Origin of the sequence: Stieleria sedimenti (genome assembly GCF_025060895.1) — a bacterium.
GTDB lineage: Bacteria > Planctomycetota > Planctomycetia > Pirellulales > Pirellulaceae > Stieleria > Stieleria sedimenti.
Genome location: NZ_JANZKV010000210.1, coordinates 1 through 20,735 on the forward strand (window position 1 = coordinate 1; position 20,735 = coordinate 20,735).

General features: G+C 58.5%; 20 protein-coding genes. 7 read left to right on the forward strand and 13 right to left on the reverse strand.

The features are described from left to right. Positions 1 to 148: 148 nt before the first annotated feature. Entirely contained in the window at positions 149 to 1,171 is a 1,023-nt protein-coding gene (locus NZK35_RS25635; protein ID WP_259635371.1) for an AAA family ATPase, read from the reverse strand. Between the two features lie 179 nt (positions 1,172 to 1,350). Here NZK35_RS25635 and NZK35_RS25640 point away from each other — a divergent pair, with 179 nt between their 5' ends. After that, positions 1,351 to 3,183, forward strand: coding sequence for an ABC1 kinase family protein (locus NZK35_RS25640; RefSeq protein ID WP_259635372.1), 1,833 nt, complete (start codon positions 1,351 to 1,353; stop codon positions 3,181 to 3,183). Between the two features lie 570 nt (positions 3,184 to 3,753). On the opposite strand, the gene fusA is transcribed toward NZK35_RS25640, so the two are convergent. From fusA to rpsL, 3 genes are all read right to left on the reverse strand, one after another. Beyond that, entirely contained in the window at positions 3,754 to 5,850 is a 2,097-nt protein-coding gene (gene fusA / locus NZK35_RS25645) for an elongation factor G (protein ID WP_259635373.1), read from the reverse strand. A gap of 207 nt (positions 5,851 to 6,057) precedes the next feature. Further along, positions 6,058 to 6,534: a 30S ribosomal protein S7 gene (rpsG, locus tag NZK35_RS25650; RefSeq protein WP_095742114.1), complete on the reverse strand. Its 477-nt coding sequence runs from the start codon at positions 6,532 to 6,534 to the stop codon at positions 6,058 to 6,060. A 70-nt stretch (positions 6,535 to 6,604) separates the two neighbouring features. Beyond that, positions 6,605 to 6,970 carry a 30S ribosomal protein S12 gene (gene rpsL / locus NZK35_RS25655; protein WP_095742113.1) on the reverse strand — a complete coding sequence of 122 codons (366 nt, stop codon included), beginning with the start codon at positions 6,968 to 6,970 and terminating at the stop codon, positions 6,605 to 6,607. Between the two features lie 106 nt (positions 6,971 to 7,076). Here rpsL and tsaD point away from each other — a divergent pair, with 106 nt between their 5' ends. Then, positions 7,077 to 8,099 carry a tRNA (adenosine(37)-N6)-threonylcarbamoyltransferase complex transferase subunit TsaD gene (gene tsaD / locus NZK35_RS25660; protein WP_259635374.1) on the forward strand — a complete coding sequence of 341 codons (1,023 nt, stop codon included), beginning with the start codon at positions 7,077 to 7,079 and terminating at the stop codon, positions 8,097 to 8,099. A gap of 74 nt (positions 8,100 to 8,173) precedes the next feature. Here tsaD and NZK35_RS25665 read toward each other — a convergent pair whose 3' ends face one another. Continuing rightward, the gene (locus NZK35_RS25665) at positions 8,174 to 8,752 is read right to left on the reverse strand and encodes a class I SAM-dependent methyltransferase (protein ID WP_259635375.1); all 579 of its coding nucleotides are present in this window, start codon (positions 8,750 to 8,752) and stop codon (positions 8,174 to 8,176) included. A gap of 551 nt (positions 8,753 to 9,303) precedes the next feature. Here NZK35_RS25665 and NZK35_RS25670 point away from each other — a divergent pair. Both NZK35_RS25670 and NZK35_RS25675 read left to right on the forward strand, forming a co-directional pair. Then, the gene (locus NZK35_RS25670) at positions 9,304 to 10,809 is read left to right on the forward strand and encodes an anthranilate synthase component I family protein (RefSeq protein ID WP_259635376.1); all 1,506 of its coding nucleotides are present in this window, start codon (positions 9,304 to 9,306) and stop codon (positions 10,807 to 10,809) included. 196 nt (positions 10,810 to 11,005) lie between these two features. Next, entirely contained in the window at positions 11,006 to 11,167 is a 162-nt protein-coding gene (locus NZK35_RS25675; protein ID WP_259635377.1) for a hypothetical protein, read from the forward strand. Positions 11,168 to 12,153: 986 nt separating this feature from the next. Here NZK35_RS25675 and NZK35_RS25680 read toward each other — a convergent pair. The 5 genes from NZK35_RS25680 to NZK35_RS25700 all read right to left on the reverse strand — a co-directional run bounded on the left by NZK35_RS25680 (position 12,154) and on the right by NZK35_RS25700 (position 15,737). Then, positions 12,154 to 12,876: an NAD(P)-dependent oxidoreductase gene (locus NZK35_RS25680; RefSeq protein WP_259635378.1), complete on the reverse strand. Its 723-nt coding sequence runs from the start codon at positions 12,874 to 12,876 to the stop codon at positions 12,154 to 12,156. 302 nt (positions 12,877 to 13,178) lie between these two features. Then, entirely contained in the window at positions 13,179 to 13,838 is a 660-nt protein-coding gene (locus tag NZK35_RS25685; protein ID WP_259635379.1) for a peroxiredoxin-like family protein, read from the reverse strand. Positions 13,839 to 14,053: 215 nt separating this feature from the next. Further along, positions 14,054 to 14,524, reverse strand: coding sequence for a nuclear transport factor 2 family protein (locus NZK35_RS25690; RefSeq protein ID WP_259635380.1), 471 nt, complete (start codon positions 14,522 to 14,524; stop codon positions 14,054 to 14,056). 124 nt (positions 14,525 to 14,648) lie between these two features. Beyond that, the gene (locus tag NZK35_RS25695) at positions 14,649 to 15,575 is read right to left on the reverse strand and encodes a cysteine hydrolase (RefSeq protein WP_259635381.1); all 927 of its coding nucleotides are present in this window, start codon (positions 15,573 to 15,575) and stop codon (positions 14,649 to 14,651) included. A 6-nt stretch (positions 15,576 to 15,581) separates the two neighbouring features. Beyond that, positions 15,582 to 15,737, reverse strand: coding sequence for a hypothetical protein (locus NZK35_RS25700; RefSeq protein WP_259635382.1), 156 nt, complete (start codon positions 15,735 to 15,737; stop codon positions 15,582 to 15,584). Positions 15,738 to 16,394: 657 nt separating this feature from the next. Between NZK35_RS25700 and NZK35_RS25710 the strand changes: the two genes are divergently transcribed. Continuing rightward, positions 16,395 to 16,607 (forward strand): hypothetical protein, encoded by a 213-nt coding sequence (locus NZK35_RS25710; RefSeq protein WP_259635383.1) that lies wholly within the window; start codon positions 16,395 to 16,397, stop codon positions 16,605 to 16,607. A 41-nt stretch (positions 16,608 to 16,648) separates the two neighbouring features. Here NZK35_RS25710 and NZK35_RS25715 read toward each other — a convergent pair whose 3' ends face one another. From NZK35_RS25715 to NZK35_RS25725, 3 genes are all read right to left on the reverse strand, one after another. Next, positions 16,649 to 17,026 carry a hypothetical protein gene (locus NZK35_RS25715; RefSeq protein WP_259635384.1) on the reverse strand — a complete coding sequence of 126 codons (378 nt, stop codon included), beginning with the start codon at positions 17,024 to 17,026 and terminating at the stop codon, positions 16,649 to 16,651. A gap of 154 nt (positions 17,027 to 17,180) precedes the next feature. After that, positions 17,181 to 17,645, reverse strand: a complete 465-nt coding sequence (locus NZK35_RS25720; protein WP_259635385.1) for a hypothetical protein — start codon at positions 17,643 to 17,645, stop codon at positions 17,181 to 17,183. 175 nt (positions 17,646 to 17,820) lie between these two features. Beyond that, positions 17,821 to 18,792: a hypothetical protein gene (locus NZK35_RS25725; protein WP_259635386.1), complete on the reverse strand. Its 972-nt coding sequence runs from the start codon at positions 18,790 to 18,792 to the stop codon at positions 17,821 to 17,823. A 1,036-nt stretch (positions 18,793 to 19,828) separates the two neighbouring features. On the opposite strand from NZK35_RS25725, the gene NZK35_RS25730 reads away from it, so the two are divergent. Together NZK35_RS25730 and NZK35_RS25735 are read left to right on the forward strand one after the other, a co-directional pair. Further along, positions 19,829 to 20,167, forward strand: coding sequence for a JAB domain-containing protein (locus NZK35_RS25730; RefSeq protein ID WP_407699836.1), 339 nt, complete (start codon positions 19,829 to 19,831; stop codon positions 20,165 to 20,167). After that, positions 20,167 to 20,610, forward strand: a complete 444-nt coding sequence (locus NZK35_RS25735; RefSeq protein WP_259635387.1) for a GP88 family protein — start codon at positions 20,167 to 20,169, stop codon at positions 20,608 to 20,610. Before NZK35_RS25730 ends, NZK35_RS25735 begins: the two co-directional genes overlap by 1 nt. Positions 20,611 to 20,735: the final 125 nt, after the last annotated feature.

Below are 20,735 nucleotides of genomic sequence, written 5' to 3' on the forward strand. Positions count from 1 at the left end.
CCGTTCCGCTACCATCACTGGGGTGTTCGTGTTAGCGGCAGGGCGCGAGCCCTCCGGTCTTCCACGCCGCCAGGCGTCGTCACCAGCCCGCTGGCGCCGTTCCGCTACCATCGTCAGACCCAAAGGAAGTGGCATTAGGCGTTGTCCGCTACGTCTGCACCGTCGGCACGGCGATTTCGCTGACGATTTCCTGCAACACGCTTTCCGTGGTGACTTTACGAAGCCGACTTTCCGGTCGCAGGATCAGGCGGTGGTTCATCACCGGGGAGAGCACTCGTTTGATGTCATCGGGCGTGACAAATCCTCGCCCCCGAATCGCCGCCATCGCCTGACCGCAGCGAAATAACGCGATCGTCGCCCGGGGGCTGCCACCGAGCGCCAGATCATTGTGACGGCGCGTCTGCTCGATGATCTGCAAAAAGTACTGTCGCACCCGCGGATCGACGTGGACCTTGCGAATCTCCGCTTGCGCCGCAATCAGCTCTTTCGCCGTCGCGACGGCCGGCAAGCGATCGATCGGATGCGTGTGCTGCAGCAATTCCAGCATCCGCATCTCTTCTTCCATCGACGGGTAGCCCAGACTGAATCGCATCAGAAAACGGTCCAGCTGGGCCTCGGGCAGCGGGAACGTGCCTTCGTGATCGACGGGGTTTTGGGTGGCGATCACCAGAAACGGCTTTTCCAGAACATGCGTCGTTCCGTCGACGGTGACACAGCCCTCGGCCATCGCCTCGAGCAACGAGGCCTGCGTTCGCGGCGTGGCGCGGTTGATCTCGTCGGCCAGCAAAATCTGGGTGAAGACCGGTCCGGCGCGAAACTCAAACTCGGCCTCTTTCTGGTTGAAAATCGACGTCCCCGTCACGTCGGTCGGCAGCAGGTCCGGCGTGCACTGGACCCGTTTGAACTGGCAGCCGATGCTTTTGGCCAACGCCCGGGCCAGCATCGTCTTGGCCACCCCCGGCACGTCTTCGAGCAACACGTGGCCGCCGCTGAACCAGGCGACCAGGGACAGCACCAGCTGCTTTCGTTTGCCGACGATCGCGTGCTCGACATTGGCGATCACCCGTTTGGCGAATTCGGAAACCGCCGCGACATTGGCGACTTCGCCGGCACCCCCGGCCGAGGCTCCTGCGTGGGCAGACGGGTCGACGACAGGTGGGGCTTCGGTCATAAGAAACAAATCGCGGGAAAGACGAGCGGGGGTGGGGCGGCGGCGAAGGCTGACCACCAGTTTAACTGATCAATCCGTTTGGTTTCTTTGTCTAAATCTTTTTGCGACCCCGGCCAACGGCTTGAAATTTATCCTCCCAGCTACAATAGCCCGGCCACCGCTTTGTTCATCGTTTTCGCATGAAAATCACCGCCATCCCCCAGCTTTACCGGAATCTGCGCCGCTGGCGCGAGATCCTGGCCGTGCTGCGCCGCTACGGGTTGGCCGATTGGCTCAGCCAACACCGTCGGTTCCCCTTCCAGGGCTGGTTCAAGGACCATCGTGGCACGCCGTTGGCAGAGTACACGCGGGAACAGCGGGTGCGGATGGCGCTGACGGACCTCGGCCCCACGTTCATCAAACTCGGCCAGATCCTGGCCGCACGCCCCGACTTGGTCGGCATCGCCCTCAGCGAAGAATTGAAGGGGTTGCGGGCCAACGTCCGGCCCGACGACATTGCGACGGTGCGCAAAACGCTGGCCGGCGAATTGGGCGACGATTACGAATCCCACTTCGCCAGCATCGATGCCCAGCCGCTGGCCAGTGCCTCGATCGGCCAGGTCCACCGCGCGGTGCTCAACGACGGGCGACGGGTTGTCCTGAAGGTCCAGCGGGCGGGAATCGAAAAAACGGTCAAGCAGGACATCGAGGTCTTGAGCGGATTGGCCGTGCTGGCCGAACGGGTCGAAACGGTGGCGGCCTGGCGACCGGGCGATGTGGTCCGCCAGCTCGCCCCGATCATCACCCGCGAGCTGGATTTCAGCCGGGAGCGACAATCGTTGGAGCACTTTTCCACGTGGATCGCCAAACACAGCGCCGACGTCGTGGTGCCCAATCCGATCGCCCCGCTGTGCACCCGCCGCGTTTTGGTCATGGACGAACTGATGGGGCGCTCGCTGGCCGAATGCTTGCGTGATTCGGAACGACCAACCGCTCCGGCCGCATCGCAGCGCGTGAAATCGACCGCCGCCGACGAACCACCATCCCACGGCAACGGCGCCGCGACGAAGCCGTCCGGCGAGAACGGCCGACGCGACCCGTTGGCCAGGATCACGCTGGACGCCGATCGCTGCGAAACGATCGGGCATGCGATCGCAGATGTCTATCTGGCGATGATCTTTGAAGAAGGCCTGTTTCACGCCGATCCCCACACCGACAACTTGTTCTTGCTCGAGGATGGCCGGCTCGGAATCTTGGATTTCGGGATGACCGGACGGATCGATGAGAGGTTGCGAGAGAACATCGAAGACATGTTGGTCGCCATTTCAGGGGGCGATCAAAATCGCTTGACCCGCCTGATTCGCCGTGTCGGTGAAACGCCTCCCACCCTCGACGAATCCGCGCTGTCGATCGACGTCGCCGATTTTATCGGCACCTATGGCCAGCAATCGATGGATGAATTCGATCTGGCCGGGGCACTGACCGCGCTGACCGAACTGCTGCACAAGCATTCGATCAAGTTGCCCAACCAGTCGGCCTTGTTGCTGAAGATGTTGATCTCGCTCGAAGGCACCCTGAGCGAACTGGGCGCCAGTTTTGACTCGTTGAAAGTGATTCGATCTCTGGCGCACAAGACGATGCTTCGCCGCTTGAGTCCGCAACGTCGGTTCCGTCAGGCCCGTCGCATTTACTTGGAAGCGGAAAGCTTTCTCGAATCGGCGCCCGACGAACTGGTTTCGTTGATGCAAATGCTTCGCCGCGGCGAAACTCGATTCACGCTTGAGCATCAGCGACTGGGGCCGTCTGTCAACCGACTGGTCCTCGGCGTGATGGCCAGCGCCGTGTTTCTCGGATCATCGCTGTTGCTCGCCCAGCAGGTCTCGCCGTTGATCTCCATTCCGCTGTACTTCACCACGCTGGAACCGATCAGTCTGTTCGGGCTGGTCGGCATGGTCGGAAGCATCTCGGTGATGTTGTGGTTGCTGCTGGCGATCGCCCGCAGCGGTCACCTGACCCGCGACAACGACGATTGAGTTCTATTCTTGTTAGCGGCAGGGCGCGAGCCCTCCGGCCCGCCACCGCGTTTTCAACGCGGAAACCGGACGGCTCGCGCCGTGCCGCTATCACCTACTGTGCCGATGCCGCTGGCAGGACCCCGGACGGGGTCAAAGCCAGTAGCCGGAGGTGAGCGCAGCGACACCTCCGGATACTCGGGCACCAGCGTGTCGCGACCCCGAAGGGTGTCGAAGCAAATTGCGTACGAGCCCTCGCGCCCGGTCCGCCACCCGCGCACGCAAACGCCACGGTCAACTCTTTCAGAAACGCGGACTGCCCCTCCGCCCGCAGATTGATGCGCTGCGACCCCGTCCGGGGTCGAGGGGATTTGCGGGAGCATCCTTCCCGGAGGTGGCGCTGCGCTGACCTCCGGCTACTCGCTGAAATCCCTTCGGGATACCCGACTCGCTGGCGCTCTCCGTCGGCACCATACGAATTGTGATTGTTAGCGGCAGGGCGCGAGCCCTTCGGCCCGTCAACGCGTTTCCAACCCTGAAACCGGACGGCTCGCGCCGTTCCGCTATCACTCGGCCACCTGCTGGCAGCGATCAAAACTGGAAACTGTGCGCGTCTTCTTTGGGGGCCGGTTGGTAGCCGAGTGGTTCCATGCTGCTTCCGGCGCGGCCTTGGCTGAGGCTGCGGACGGCGCTCGAATAGCCGAACAGCTCTTTCAGCGGGGCATGGGCGGTGATCACGGTCATCGCGCCGCGTGTTTCGGTGGCGGCGATCAGGGCGCGGCGTTGTTGCAAGTCGCCGACCAATTCACCCATGTAGTCTTCCGGCGTCGTGACTTCTACCCTCATGATCGGTTCGAGCAGCACGGGGCCGGCTTTCTCGAGCGCCTTGTCAAAGGCGTCGCCGGCGGCGATGCGGAACGCGACCTCTTCGATTCCACCCTCCTCGCTGACCTCGGCGTCATAGGCTTCCAGCTTGATTCCCGAGAGCGGGAAACCGGCCAACACACCGCCGCCTTCGGCGCGGTCGCGCAGTTCTTGAATCGCGGCGTGCCGCACGTCGCCTTGCAACAGCGTGTCCGGCGGCAGGCGATCGAACACGATCGGCTTTGCGGAGCTGTCTTCCAGGGGCGACACCCGGACACTCAACCGGGCAAACATCTGATTCGCGCCCATCTGGCGATTGCAGACACCGACAACGTCGGCTCTGCCGCCAATCGTTTCGCGGTAGTTGACCCGGGGTTTGTAGAATTTGACGTTCAAGCCGAAATCGCGAGTCAGCCGGTGCTGGATCACTTCCAGGTGCAGCTCGCCCATGCCGCTGATGATCGTCTGCCCCAGTTCTTCGTTATCGACCGCTCGAAACGTCGGGTCTTGGCGACGCAGCATGTCCAGGGTGTCATCGAGTTTCTTGCGGTCTCCCGTGTTCTCCGGTTCGATCGCCATCGACAACACCGTGTCGGCGAACGTGATGCTGGGCAATTCGATCTGGTTCTGGGTGTCGCAGAGGGTGTCGCCGGTGATGGCAAACCGGGGACCGATGACACAGCAGATGTCGCCGGCGCCCAGCGATTCGGTTTGCCCGTCGCGTTCTTTTTTGGATGCGTGGATCTGCCACAGCTGGGCGACGTTTTCTTTCTTGTCGCGGTTGGGGCAATAGACCCGTGAGTTCTGTTTCAGTTGTCCGCTGTAAATCCGAATCCAATAATTGTCGCCCGTCTTGGCCGGCAGAATCTTGAACACCAACGCGCTAAACGGCTCGGTCGGGTCCGGCTTTCGGATCAGTTGCTGGTCCGGCTTTTTCGGATTGAAACCTTCGACCGGCGGGCGGTCGAGTGGGCTGGGCAAGTAGTGTCCGACGGCGGTCATCAGCGGTTGGACGCCGATACCGTGCAGCGCCGACCCGCACAGCACGGGCTGAATCGTCTGGTCGATACAGCCCTTGCGTAACGCTTTGCGAATCACGTCCACCGGTACCTCCTGGTCTTCCATCACCAGGGCCATCGCGTCGTCATCAATCTCGCAAACCGTTTCCAACAGTTGTTCGCGCCACAGCAGCGCATCGTCCATCAACTCGTCGGGGATTTCCGTTTGCGTGACCTCCTTGCCTTCGGTCTCCGGATCGAACTGCAGTAACTTCAGGTCGACCAGATCGATCACCCCGCGGAACGGGTTGTTGACGTGAGTCGGGCCTTGTCCGACGGGCAGTTCGACCGCAACCGGTCGGCCGCCCAGTCGGGGGCCGATGTCGTTGAAGACGGAATCGAAATCGGCGCCTTCGCGATCCATCTTGTTGATGAAAACGATTCGCGGCACGTTGTAGCGATCCGCTTGCCGCCACACCGTTTCGCTTTGCGCCTCGACGCCTTCCCGCGCCGAAAACACGACGACCGCGCCGTCCAGGACACGCAAGCATCGTTCCACTTCGGCGGTGAAGTCGACGTGCCCGGGCGTGTCGAGCAAGTTGATGTGGTACTTGTCCCAACGGTACTTCACGCAGGCGCTGAAGATGGTGATCCCGCGTTCCTGTTCTTCGGGGTCGTCATCGGTGTCGGTCGTGCCGTGGTCGACACGTCCGACGCGGTGCTTTGCACCGCTGAGGTACAGCATGCGTTCGGTGACTGTCGTTTTACCGGCATCGATATGAGCGATGATACCAATGTTGCGCAGTAAATTGATGTCGGCAGACATGATTGATCGGGGGGTAGGGAAGTGGCAGCGGAACTCCGCCGAGTGCAACGTCGAAGGGCAGGATTTTGTAACGTCTTGGCGATTTCCGCTAGACCGCTAAGGATTGGAACCGATGGGAACAAAAAACCGCGATCACGGCGGGATAGCCGTGTCGCGGTTTGAAAAGGTTGATTGCGTTGTTGTTTTTGGGAGTGATCGGAACGCCGATCACCACGCAAAGTGTGCGAACGCCTTGTTGGCGTCGGCCATGCGGTGCGTGTTTTCGCGTTTGGTGTACGCGACGCCTTCCTTCTTATATCCGGCCATGATTTCGTCGGCCAGCTTTAGGTGCATCGGACGGCCCTTCTTGCTGCGGACCGCTTCGAGCAACCAGCGGATGGCCAAGCTTTGCTGACGGGCACGATTGACTTGCATCGGAACCTGGTAGCTGGCACCACCGACTCGCTTGCTGCGAACTTCGATGTACGGCTTGATGTTTTCCAGTGCGGCTTCAAAGACTTCGATCGGCTCGTCGCCTTCGGTCTCGCCACGTCGAGCGATTTCCGCCAACGCATCGTAGAAGACTTTCTGGGCGACGGTCTTCTTTCCGTCCAGCATCAAGCAATTGATGAACTTGCCGGCCAGCATCGAATTGTGGCGTGGGTCGCCCTTGAGCTGTTTCTTACTTGCGGTGATCCGTCCCATTTCAAACTTTCAATTGTCGAGTGATGTTCGTTCTGAATAATGCGTGTTTCTAACGGCCGAGCCGGCGGTGCTATTTCTTGGCACCGTAACGGCTGCGAGATCGTTTACGGCCTTCGACGCCCAACGCGTCACGGCTGCCGCGGACGACCTGGTAGCGAACACCGGGCAAGTCACGGATCCGGCCACCGCGGACGAGCACGATCGAGTGCTCCTGCAGGTTGTGACCTTCGCCGGGAATGTAAACGGTGACTTCTTTGCCGTTGCTCAACTTGACCCGCGAAATCTTTCGAAGTGCCGAGTTCGGCTTCTTGGGGGTCATCGTACGGACCTGCAGACAAACACCCTGTTTCTGCGGGCATTTCTCCAGTACGGGAGACTTACTTTGGCGTTTTTTCAGTTTGCGTCGCTTGCGGACGAGTTGATTGATGGTGGGCATAGAGTCGTCGTTCTGGCGTTTATCCGTTGTTTGCCGTATTTGGAAGCGTGCAAGTATCGTGCCCTACCGGTTGGTGTCAAGGGCTGATCAGCAGTAAGATTTGGCGATGCCCATTTTGACCATCGAATCGACCTGTGACGAGACCGCTGCGGCGGTGATTTGCGACGACGGCAGCGTGCTCGGCGAGTGCGTCGCCACCCAGGAAACCCTGCACGAACAGTTCGGCGGGGTGGTCCCGGAAGTCGCCGCGCGGGCCCACGTCGAGCGGATTTTACCAGTGATCGACACCGCGCTGCGGAAGGCAGAGCTGCAAGGCGCCGATTTGGACGCGATCGCCGTCGCCGACCGACCCGGATTGGCCGGATCGCTGTTGGTCGGGGTCGTCGCCGCCAAAACGCTGGCGGTGGCCTGGAAAAAGCCGTTGGTGGCGATCAACCACCTGCACGCCCATTTGTACGCCTGCCAGATGGCGTCCGACGTTTCCGTCTATCCCTGTATCGGACTGGTCGTCAGCGGCGGACACACCAGTCTGTATCACTGCACCAGCCCGCTGGACCTGGAATACCTCGGCGGGACGATCGACGATGCCGCCGGGGAGGCGTTCGACAAGGTCGGTGCAATGCTCAATCTCGGCTTTCCCGGCGGGCCTGCCGTCTCACGTTTGGCCGCCCAAGGGGATCCGAAAGCACACGCCTACCCGCGTTCGATGCTCAAAGAACCCGGGTACCGCTTCAGTTTCAGTGGCCTAAAAACCGCGGTCCGCTACAGCATCGCCCCGCCCGGCGTGAAAGATTTTTCGGACATCAACCTGAGCGATCAAGCCAAAGCTGATATCTGTGCCTCGTTTCAGGCCGCCGTCGTTGACGTGCTGGTCGCCAAATCGGTCCGCGCGGTCAAAGCGTACGAGGCCGGGTTCTTGATCGTCGGCGGCGGGGTCGCGGCGAATCCGGTGTTGCGCACGGGAATGCAAACGGCCGCTGAACAAAACGGTTTCCAGTTGGTGATCGCCCCCATGAACCTGTGCACCGACAACGCCGTGATGGGAGCGATCGCGCTGGAAAAAATGCGTCGCGGCCAGTTCGCACCCCTCGATCTCGACATCACCGCCGGCCTCCAACGCGGCTTCTAGTGGGGTAAGCTTCCAGCTTGCCACCCACTAAAAGCTTCAGCTTGCCGACGTGGAGTACGCTTCCAGCTTGCCACCTACTTCACGCAACGATAAACAAACGCCGGAGGCAGATTCCGCCAAACCGTGTGGCTGCGTCCGACCTCGGCAAAGCTGGTCTTCAACCGCCGAGAAAAGCGCCGACCGGCGGGCAGCACGACGCCCTGCCAGTAGGCAAACGTCGCGAAGCGGCCGCCCTTGCACATCCGGTCGACCATGGCCTCCATGATTTCCGCTTGCAGCGAGTCGGGGAACGACGCCCACGGCAATCCGCAGATCACCGCGTCGATCTCACCCATTCCCTCGGCGTCACAGATCGCTGCCAGATTGGTCGCGCTGTCTTCGATCACCTTCGCCGCCGGGCATCGCGCCCGTGTCATCGCAGCCAATTCATCGCTGCGTTCGATCGCAAAAAACTTAGCGTCCGGATGCAGTCGCTCGACGATCGCTTCGGTAAACACACCCGTGCCGGGGCCGAATTCGACGACGTTGCGGATCGACGGCCAGTCAAACCAATCCACCATCGCCGAAACCAGGCCCGGGCTGCTCGGCGCAATCGCTCCAACCTTGGTGGGATGCTTGGCGAATTCCTTCAAGAACGTGATTGATTCTCGCAAGCGTGCGTTTCTCTGTTGGGAGGTCGTGCAGTTTTAAAAGCAACCCTCCTGGCAGGAGGGTCGAGCGAAGTGAGGGGAGGTCGAACGGTGAAACGCGAGTTTTTCTTCACCTGCCAGAGTCGTGTCCCAAGCAGCAAAGAGAACCCTCTCCTCGCGACGCTCCCATAGGGAGAGTGACGAAAACTCTTTGAAATCAACCGCTTAGAAACGGCACGACCTCTTGGTTTGGGGGAACTAGATCGAATCATCCCCCATCACCCAACGAGCGTAAACCCGTCACCCCAAACACCACCCCTCTGCCCCCATCGTCCTGCCCCCATCGTCCTGCCCCCATCGTTCTGCCGCCCCATCATTCTGCCGCCCCATCATTCTGCCTTCTCCCCAGTCCTCCCTTCCCCCCTCCTGACTCCTCCCTCCTGCCCATTTTCCTGACGCCCCTCTTTCTGCCATCCCCCCGCCCCAACCAGCATTTGCGGTTGAACGCCGCCCGACCGAGAGTCAAGCTACAACCCGCCGCCCGCCCATCTTCCTTCGTTCACCTCACCCTATTCGTGCCGAAGCGTCCTGAATTGAGCCGTCCGCCCGTCGTGCGACCGATCGCATCGGATCAGGACGTGGCCGATCTCTTCCAGGCGTTGGCTGGTTTGCCGGGGCGCGTCTGGTTGGATTCGGCGACCGTGCAAACGTCCGTCGACGAGGTGGTGCGGCGGCTGTCCCGGTACTCGTTCTTGTCCGCGGACCCGGTCAAGCGGCTCAGTGTGTTCCCGGACCAGCCGAACCCTTGGCCCGAGTTGTCGCGTTGGGTTAACGCCTTGCCCGACGCCTTCGACGCGTCGTTGCCCCCATTTCAAGGCGGGTTGATGGGAGTGATCGGTTACGAAGCAGCCCGCTGGTTGGAGCCGGAAGCGTTGGCGGAGTGCCATCTACATCAAGACAACGACTTGCCGACGCCGGCGATGTCGTTCGGCGTGTTTGATTGGACCATCGCGATCGACCATTTTGAGAATCGGTCCTGGTTGATCTGCCAAGGCTTCACGGCGGAAGATTTGGACCTTGGTGGCGAGTCGTCTCAGGCGTCGGCCGCATCACGTCGGTTGCGATGCGCGGGCGAACGCGCCGACCAGATCTGCGATTTGATTTCCGGTGTGAAGCCCCAAGGAGATCACACGCCTCATCAACTTCACCGTGTCGATTCGCCGCCAGACGCCCCTGGCGACGTGACCAGCAATTTCACCGGTGAAGGGTTTCGCGCGTCGGTCGCTGACATCGTGGAACGGATTCGCGGCGGCGATTCATTTCAAGTCAACTTGGCCCAGCGACTGACGACGGCTTCGTCGCTCGACCCGGCGGCGTTGTACCTGCGGCTCCGCAGCGCCAATCCGGCCCCGTTCGCCGGGTACTACGACGGAGGCGACTTTCAGGTGCTCAGCTCGTCGCCGGAAGGGTTTTTGCAACTTCGCGATCGTCACGTCGAAACACGTCCGATCAAGGGGACGGTTCCCCGCACGGGCGACGAGGCCGCCGATGCGGACTTGGCCGCGACGTTGCTCGCCAGCGAAAAAGACCGCGCCGAAAACGTCATGATTGTCGATCTGATGCGGAACGATCTGTCACGCGTCTGTCGGGACGAAAGCGTCGTCGTCAGTCGGCTCTGTGAGATCGAGCGGTATCAATTTGTGCAACACCTCGTCTCGGTCGTCGAAGGCGACTTGGTGGACGGCGTCGACGCGGTGGATGTCGTCATGGCCTGCTTTCCCGGCGGCAGCGTGACCGGGGCGCCGAAGATCGAAGCGATGAAAACGATTGCGGAACTGGAACCCCATCCGCGTGGTCCGTACTGTGGATCGATGGGCTATTTCAGCTGTGGGGGCGACGCGGATTTCAACATCCTGATCCGCACGATCACGGCAACGGCCGGCCGGTTGCAGATCCCGGTGGGCGGAGGCATCACGGCGCGTAGCAATCCGGAGGCCGAGGAGGCGGAGACCTGGGCCAAGGCGACGGGAATGTTGAACGCCTTGCCCACAGAATCGCCGCAAATCGAGTTCACCCGCTGACGGCAAGTCGCATACCGCTGCTCCGTGGGACGTCGAATCTTTCTCTGCAGGGATTTGGCAGCCCATTTCGATTCTCTCCCTCTGGGAGAGACGGCGTTTGCGCAGCAAGCAAACGCCAGAGAGGGCCGGCGCCGCGAAAGTCTAATCGCCTTACGGTTCGATCAAATCCGTCACTGATAAAATCGACGTCCCTACCGTGCCAGAAACGATCGACGAGATCCTTGCGATCGCCGAAGGCAAGAGCACGCTGAATCCAAAAACCGAACGCGAGGGGCTGGTCTGGGGACACGGTTCAGGCGACGATCGAATTTCGTTCAAAACGATTTCCAACCGATTCCTCGCCAAAGGCGGCGATTAGGTACAGTCCCAGAATCAGAGATTTGGCGCAGGGACACGGCATCACTTATTGAAAGCCGATTTTGATGCCATGTCCCAAACCAACACTCGCATCGGTCTCCAGCACCGAAAACATTTGGCGACACCCACAACTGCTGGCGGTTGGTCCAACCGAAGCGCTGAAAGCGGGCGTTTCAATCTGCGTCCGGCATTAGACAGAGTGCGATCGCACCGAACAGAGAAAACGCGATTTCTTCGCGCAGTCGGTTGCATCGACCGCCGCGCCGGAGGAGCCGGGGTAAGTCGCATCGGTCGCGAAACCGAAGCATGGAAACAGGGCCGAAGGCGAGTACCGCTGAAACGTTCGAATGATGCCGCGCATCCCGACCGGATAGAGACGATGCACCGTTCGGGCGTTCAGAAACTCGATTCGGACGATTGATGACGCTGCGCGGGGCTATCCGAAATACGGTCGTTTTATGCTCGGTTCAAAAATCTGGCACGTCCCACGGGTTGATGTCACGAAAGCAGACTGCCCAAAGCCCAAGAACACGATGAAGTTGATTTCATGGACTTCAAAGTACTCGCGGATTTTATCGGTCCCCGATCCATCGGGTTCGGAGTATTTCAACTCGACTCTGACTTCATCCCCGACCATTTTGATCTCGCATTCATCGGCGGCCAACTACACGCGGTTTCATCGACCGGAGCGTTTCGCCAGCACGCACCGGTGGCCCACGCCGGAGCGCGCCCAGCGCATCGTGTCACACGTTTTTCGCTGAAATCCCAGTGGGTTGGCGCGGACGCCGGAAGTTTGACCAAAAGCAGCGGTCACAGTTGTGGCCGACAGGTTGGTCCTCTGCGACGCAAAATACAAACGAAAACGCCCGCGACGGCTTCCACTTCGCGGACGAAGCGAGATGCGTCGTTTTCTAGGAACGATGCGACGACGTGGAACACGGCGTCGCAGAAGCCTCCGACGTTCAGGATGTCCTGGCGGTCGGGGGCTTAGTTCTTGTTGTAGATCACTGGCATCTGGCCTTTCCATTTCTCCCAGGCGTCATGGTTCGTGATCAGGTCGGCCATGAAATGTGCGACATTGATGCGACTGGTTCGCCCTGGATTGAAAATCGCACTTCTGGTCGGCGACGGATGTAACTCGTAGGCGCTCACGTTATCTTCGTCGAACAGACTGTCTGGGCGAACGGCCACCCACTGGATCTCGGTGTCGTTTTGACCGACCTCCGTTCGCAGGTAGTCCGCGGCTTCCTCATTGTCCCGATGAGGCGGCACAAGCAGACGAAGTAGCCCGATCACGCAGCTCTGAGCGCGCGAAATCGGCTCCTTTAGATTTCGGTTGCTGTTTCCAGCCGTGTTCATCAGTACGAACTTGGTTGGCTTGTCCGAGCCCCTGGCCTTAATCGCCTGGCAAAATCGCTTAGCACCATCGGTCACGAGTCGGCGCGGCTGGCCAAAGATGCCCTTGAGGGTCAGGTTGTGCCCCAAGCAAGATGCCACCGCCTCACATCCGGTCACCTGCTCCGCCATCTCGATATCGCTGAGATCCAGTACGCTCGCACGGATGATGGATAGACCCTCGTGCTGCCGAAGGGAGTCAGGAAGGCTATCGCATGAACGCACGATCGCTTTGACCTTCAGGCCGCGGTCAAGCAATTGCTGCACGAGCAGCCGCCCCGTCGCTCCAGTTGCACCAAGCACGAGAACGGTCATCGTCCCATTCATTTCGTTTTTCCCGAGTTCAGAATTGGTTGGTCGCACGCTGCTACGCAAGCCCAAGCGTAAGGAGCACGCACGCCAAGATGCACGCCGCGGTGCGGAGATGATTACCGCTGCCGACAGAGTTGTTCGTTGTCAAGAAGTACTCGCGACATTGCGAATCTAACTCTGTTGGCAGCTCGTTTCCCGTCTCCTGGGCGGTGCCCCGTTTTGCCCCTTCAAGTCAACTCCTGCGTTTTCACCACAACCGGCCCGGTCACCCGTGTACCTCGCCGAGAAAATCCGCAATGGAAGACTCAAGCGTTTTGTTTGACGCGTGATCGAAGCACCTCCACGACATCCGACGGCTCTGCGCGCAAGGTGTAGTCCGCATTGACGAAGGCGCTGGCGATGGATCCATCGACGTCGACAACGAAAGTCGCGGCAAGCGGCAGGTCGAATTGCCCTTGGCCATTGTAATCTTCAACATTGATCCCGATACCCTCATAGATGGGGCGTAACCGCTCCGGCAGCGTGAAGACGAGCCCGATTTTTCGTGTGTAGTCTGAGTTGGCGTCCGTGAGAACTTCAAACTCCAACTCGTTCTTCTCGGAGGTCGACAGAGATGCATCAGGGAGTTCGGGCGTGATGGCGACCAAGGTCGCTCCTGCAGCCTTGATCTCAGGGAGAACCGCCTGGTAGGCCCGCAATTCCAGGTTGCAGTAAGGGCACCATCCACCGCGGTAGAACGTCACGACGACAGGCCCCTTTTCTCTCAGAGCGGCGAGGCTTCTCTTCTCGCCGAGATGGTTGGGCAGGGTGAAGTCTTCGAAAATGTCTCCGGCCTTAGGGGCCAACGCGACGATACCGGACTCGCTCAGTTTCTCCGTCTCATCTCGCATGACGGCAGCGATTTCCTCGGGGAGATTGGCGATGATTTGTGATTTGAGTGTGGACAGCTGTTCTTGAAGCGACATTGGACTCTCTTCGTAGTGGTAGGGAAAATCTTTCGTGACATCGAAGCCGGTAATTCGGCTTCGATTGTGTTCATTGGATCGGCCAGCTCTTCGCCGCTCGTCTCTAGCCACAAGCCGGACATTTCAAACGAGAGCTTCGCCGATTTGTCTTCCATCGACCTGGCTTCATCATTCGCTCGCCTGCGAGGATAAAAGGTCAATTAACAAATCGCTGCCTATTTGACGCGTTCTTCCAGGCCGGGATCGCCCGCCGGACGTGGCCCCAGCGGCCAGTGCAGCTTGCGTTCAGACTCCTCGATCGCGTAGTCGTTGATGCTGGCCTCGCGGCGTCGCATCAACCCGTCGTCATCGAACTCCCAGTTCTCATTTCCATAGGCACGAAACCAGTTGCCGTCGGCATCGTGGTACTCATACTGGAAACGCACGGCGATGCGGTTGTCGGTATAGGCCCACAACTGTTTTGCCAGACGATACTCCAGTTCTTTCTTCCACTTGTCGGACAGGAACTCGACAATCTGATTGCGACCTTTCACGAACGTGTCGCGGTTTCTCCACTCACTGTTGATCGAGTAAGCCAGCGAGACTTTCGCCGGGTCGCGTGAGTTCCAGCCGTCCTCGGCTGCTTGCACTTTCAGGATCGCCGTTTCACGAGTGAACGGCGGCTTGATGTCTGTGGGTTGTGGCATGATTTGCTCCTTGAGCATGAGTGGTTGTGCTGAGTTGTGGTTGAATCGGTAAATCTGACCGCGCGGCGTCTTGAAGGCCGCGCCGAATGACGACGACCTTCAATCCGTGTCGGCCGTGGGCTGCTTACCTGCTGGACGCTTCGACAAACGCCGTACGCAAGCCTGCGACAGCTTCCTGGGTCGTAACGACAGCGCTGGCGATGTAGTGGTAGTTCGCCAATGCGACTTTGTGAGAATCCCCCGCAGGTGTTTTGGCACCGGCGGTCGCATCCTGCACGACGGTGACCTCAAAGCCCTGCTCGATCAATTCACGCATGTGAGACTCGGTGCAAAGGTTTGCCGACATGCCAGCCAGGATGATTTTCTCAATGCCGCGTTTTCGAAGTTGCAAGACCAGGTCGTTGGATTCCGGCCCATAGACCTTGTGCGGGCTTGTAACAACCACGTTGTCTCCCTCGATGAAAGGCTTGTATTGCTCAAGCCAGTCAGCACCGGATCCGTGAAAGTGGTCGCAACTCAGCGCGTCTTTTCGGTCGAACATCTTGATGCTATGCATGAGCGACTCTAGTGCACCCTCGAACTTCCACTGGTGGTCGTGTGGGTAGTAATAGTGCGGGGAAACGAAGACCGGCACGTTCAAATCGCGGGCGGTCTCGAACAGTGCGTGAATGTTGTCGACTGTTCCGTTTTCAGTAACGCTCTCACCGACGACGCCCCAGGCTACTCCTTCGGGACTAAGGAAATCGTTTTGCGGGTCGGTGATGACAATGGCCGTGCGACCAGCCTCAAGTACCATGCCAGGCCTGGGAAGACCCAGGTCCACCGATGTAACGAGTTTGAGTTTGGTATCGAGATTCCGTGCGATCGGTACAGGCGTCACGCGATTGGCAACGTCGTTGCTGGCGGCCGATGGCGATCCGCCATGGAAAGAGTACATGCCGACGGCAGCAAGCATGACGGCGAGGCTAAGCACAAGGGGGACGTTTCGTTTTGTCGTTGACATTTTTCTGTCCTTCAAAGAATGGTGGGTGTTGTATCTGGGTTCTTTCAATTTCGATCAGGGTTTGGCGACAGGAGTGCTGTTCCCGTGGCCGCTCAAGCTGATGAGTTGCAGGTTCTTCGGTGTCATGCCTAGTTTGGCCTGCACACCGTTGAGCAAATCCTTTGCTTTGCCCGTTGCTTGTTTGGGATCGATGGTCTGGATTCTGGACATCGTTTCAACTCGACTTCTGGAGGTGGTTGGGTTGGTCAGCGTCGTTCGCTGATCGTGACTTCCATCTAACGCATGCTCCGTGCCAATCTTGTCGAGACTGACTTAAGTTGTTTTCATGGAAGCACTTGAGGAAATTTCATCGGAGCTGCACGGCGGAACGGCATTTCGTAAAAGAACGACTTTTCGTTTCGGTAAAAACGAAATCTCGTTGATCTGGTCTCGTGCACGATCAACGATGTGTGGATCCTTGCCGCGCCCCACCGAGACTTGGAAGGCGAAAGCGAAGCGGGACGATTCTGCAGCGATCTCGATTACCGTCTGAACGTCTTCCCAATCGAGTTGCCTCCGCTATCGATCAATTGCGTTTGGGTTGGTCCCACCGAGCCGGGACCCTTTGACGCGGAAGGTCGACGAGCCGGAGCGAATTCGTTGCCTGGCTACGGCGTGGAGGTGACGCACACCTCAGCACCCCAATCGATCCCGCCAGCAGAAGACATTGCCCGCGACACTCAATCGCGAGTCACCCGACCTCTTTCGAGTCCAGAACGAAATTCAATTCCGCATGAAATTGGTGCGAAGGGAGATCGGCCGTAAGCGAAGAACCATCTCGCTTCCAACATGGTCTGCCGGCGGCGATGCATCGGGGGCAATCGCATCGTGAGCTACTTCATCAAGAAAGGGACACGCGTCACGGTCCGCCGCCCAAACGCCAAGCCGACCGAATGGTTCAGCTACCAAACGCAGAAAGACCTTCGACTTGGTGAGCCATTGAGCATCGAAAGGGGCAGCTACCTGTTCGAGTATCAGAACTGGCGAATTCGAGTCCGGAAAAACCAAGTCGAGCTAGCGGCCAATCGAAAGTCCGCATGACGAAGTCCCAGGTCAACTCGTTGATACCCGGAATGTTGCGGTCAAAACAGCCGGTCCACGATCACAAAGATTGGAATCGGTGCACAAACGCCAGCAATAGTCAATCGAACAGGAGACGGACGAAGCGATTGGATCCACCGATTGTAACACCAAGCTAAAACGGATGCGCAAATCCCAAGAACACACATTCCGAAAACGACCAAAGCGAAATCGGTCAGTTGATGGTCCCCATAAAACACACCCGTGGGTTCAATACGCGTCAAATTCCAAGCCGCAAGAATCGCGCCCGTTGCATAAACGATGCAAAACATCGCAGTTGTGAACGCCATCGCTATACGAGCCAATGAAAGCGGAGTTGAAGGTTGTGTCGGCGATACCGCTTCAACGGTCGGTTGGTAAGGATTCCGATCAACGGGCATGACGTGCTATCGGTTCACTTCAGTCGGACAACGGTAGAAATCACGCGGCGGCGGCGAACGACGTGAACTCAAAAACAAACACGACTCCGCCGCTCACGTGCATTTCCTGGTTCTCCGTATCGTTGAATAGCGAATGGTCCGTGAATTGTCAGATTCATGAACGGCAGAACCTGATTGCAACCGCAAAGAACACACCAAGTGCGATAGAACCTGGCAGGACGACGAATAGGAAACTGGCAGCGTTATCCATCCCACTCGCGATGCCGGCCGAAACTGAATCTCCGGAGTCCGCTCGGCAGAAAATCATCGTTAACGGGATGACGGAAAGGAATGCCCACACAAACATGATGACTAGAAAATGAGGGCGATTATCAGATGCCGTGGTCCATAGAGCGAGGCCAACCACGCTACCAAACACCGCCCCAGCAATGGCCGCAGCTTGAACTTCTGCAAGTGAGGGATGACCTCGGCTAACGAGCCACAGTGGGAAGCCCACCGCACCAAGACCGCAACCAATCAGTGTCAGTTTCAATGCCAGGAATCGAGACAACCGAGATTTTGCATTCACCGGGGCAACGTCCTTGATACTGACACGTGTGCTGTGATCTGATTCTTCCACGCCTATCGTTCGTTTGCGTCCTTCACTGGACATAATTACCTGTTACCGAATCCACCAATCGGAGAACGAAATGCGTAACGGGGCGGCGAGGTTACGCGTTGAATTCAGATTCGACCGGATTCGCCGCTCCGGTTCACGCAATTGTTCGTCATACGCGTTGTAGCGAGGCAGCCCATCATTTCGATGCTTTCTTCGCTCGCTCGATCGAACGGCGACTTGATTCAAGGTGACGTCTTGCGCTGCGTAACTCCCTGAAAATGTGCGCTCCGTCCGATTCACTCGTGTCTTCCAAGGCTGCTTCAAGTCGCTGCACCAGCACAATCGCCGTGTCTGGCTGATCCGTTCTTAGTGAGTCAATCATACGGCGCTGAGAGTGCAATACGGGAACCACAACATCAGTCTCGGACAAGTTCTTCTGCAGCAGTTGCAGATGACTCGGTTGATACTTCACCGCCAAGTCTGCTGCTTTTTCCTTGTCGATGAAACAAAGAATCTGAACGCGTGACGTTTCCAGATGTGCTTTCCAGCTTTCTGGATGGACGTTTTCAGGAACGGGGGCTTCGAGTGCTTTCTCAACAATTGCGAGTGCCCCCTCGATCTTTGAATCAAGAGCCAGTCTGCCTTGTTCCTTCAGCGATTGCGAAATTGCGAGAAACGTCGGTGTGGTGTAGGGATCGACAGGATTCGCTGCCGGTTCGGCTCCCTTGATTCGAGTGGGGATCTTCAACACAAGCAGCTGTTTTCCACTTGACCACATTTGAATCTGAAGCTCATCGACTTCAGATTCATCGGTCAATTCAAAATAGCTTGATGCTTTGGCGGATCCTTTCGGATAGATTGGCGACCCTTTTGCTGCAAACTTGCGAAGGCGTTTTCCATCAGCGTGAGGTTCAACAAAAATCCTTGCCCCTTCAACGGACTCAATGGTGTATTGAAATTGCACCGACATACGTTGACCATCTTTTAGGCGATGGAATTCCTTTTCCGCTAATTCCCTATCAAAAGAAGGACGAAGCTCAACGACTTCAATCCGGTCGCCAACAGAATTATGTACTCCGAGGATTGCCTGTTCCCGGTCTGCGGCGCACGTACAGACCGTCACAAGAATCAAAATGCCAAAGCTACAATGCCGTAAGATATGTGTCATTGGGTTTCCAATTGGTACTGAACACGCATTGGAATTCTGATGTCAACAACCGTCACGCTGGGTCGCGGTTCAATACTCTCGCCGTTGACAAACCATAGATTGTACGGCGCGAGCGCCGGAGATTTACTCCATCCAGTGTATTCCATTGAGCAGGTCGAATGGGCCGTGAGATCCGTTTTAAAACGAAGCGAAATCTCTGGCATGCCTCGTTGGTCGAAACATGGTCATCAAATTGATGGCCATGTTTGTGCAGTACTGTTTCTTCCTTGTTTCAGACGCATTTCGGTCAAAAAGGGGGTGGTGGTGGCGATGATCCTTCCCGCACATGCCAGCGAGAGGTGTTCGAGGCGCAACCCGCGATGGGCGGCCCCGCCCCCTCGGAAGGACCCGCTTGGTGCTTGGTGGGAATGGCCGGCATTGCTTGGGATTCGCCGCGTTTTCCGCGGCGTGGGGCGTTGTTGACGGGGGCCAGATTCGGCCGATGATGCCCGCGGAAACACGCCGCGCGGCGTATCAAGAAACGCCACCCGGAAGGGATTGCAGCCCGACCGGTCGACTTGCTCGCACTTAGTGGAGTGCAAACCGTGAACGATGATACCCGAAAGCGTCTTTTGAAGCGCCGCTACCGATTCTTTTCTGACCCGTCCCACGCGTGACTACGCGTCCCGATGGCCGACATTGTGGCGCTTAGGCTTGAAGACTCGATCACCCAATTCAGTTACACGCGTGACTCGATTGTGTACCTGCAAGAGGACAACGACGCGACGTTGTTTCGTATCGCCTACCAAAAAACGCGACGGGGGAGTTCCCCACAATCACCGAAGCGCCCCCGGCAAACAACGCGTCACGGATCCGCGGCTATGCCGCATGGAATCGGCGCAACGTTCTATTGAACGTCGAACTACGCAAACAACGCGACAAGCAAACCGATGCGCTGCCGGTGTTCGAAACGCGTTTGGCCAAAATTCAATAGGGATCCGGCCGCTATGAAACGCCGATCACGTCAACGCGTATCGCATGCGATACCCTGCCGGCATTGCTGCGCGACTACTTCGCGGACCGTTGCGATTGCGAGGAATTCGCGATCGTCACGTTAGACACGAAACACCGACCGACCGGATTGGTACGCGTCACGCGTGGCACTCTTGACGCGTCGTTGGTGCACCCGCGGGAAGTGTTCCGCGCTGCCATCGCTGCGAGCGCTTCGGCCATCATCCTGGTTCACAATCACCCCTCCGGCGATACCACGCCCAGCCGGGAAGATCGGGCCGTGACGGACCGTTTGACCGAATGCGGCAAAATGTTGGGTATCAACGTTCTCGATCACATTGTGATCGGTGGCGCAAACGCAACCAGCATTCGGGAGGCGGCCTAATGTTGTTACGCACCAATGCCAAGCTTGAAAAGCTAGCCGGTTTGCCCTACCTGTCGGCCGGGCTCACACTCGCGCCGCACAATCTGTCCGGGCACAACGTTTGCGCCGGCGCGTCGAATGGTTGCGCCGCGTCATGCGTCCTCTGGTTTGCCGGGTTGCGCGTCTCGTCGACGTCGCGTCATGCGGCGCTGCGCGACACGCAATGGTTGCGCGTGCCGAGACCGCCGACCGAACCCCTTCATTCTGCCAGCCTGCTCGGCCAGCAGCCGGCATTTCAGCCGCGACGCAATCCGACGTTCACCCCAACTCGGCGCGACGGTGAAGATCGCCTCATCGATCGCATTGCCAACCCACTCGAGTCGGGAGACGTCCTTCCGATCACCAGGTTTACGACGTCGTTTCGATCCGTTGAGAGCGATCATTTGGTCAATCGAGCCCGGTGACGAGTGGGGACCCTATTGGAGACCGATTCAAGCCGCCCGATCTCATCATTGATCCACTGCAGAAACTTCCGGCAATCCTCCAGCGACTCCATTCGATGACTACGGTGTAAGCGCCCAGGAGCACC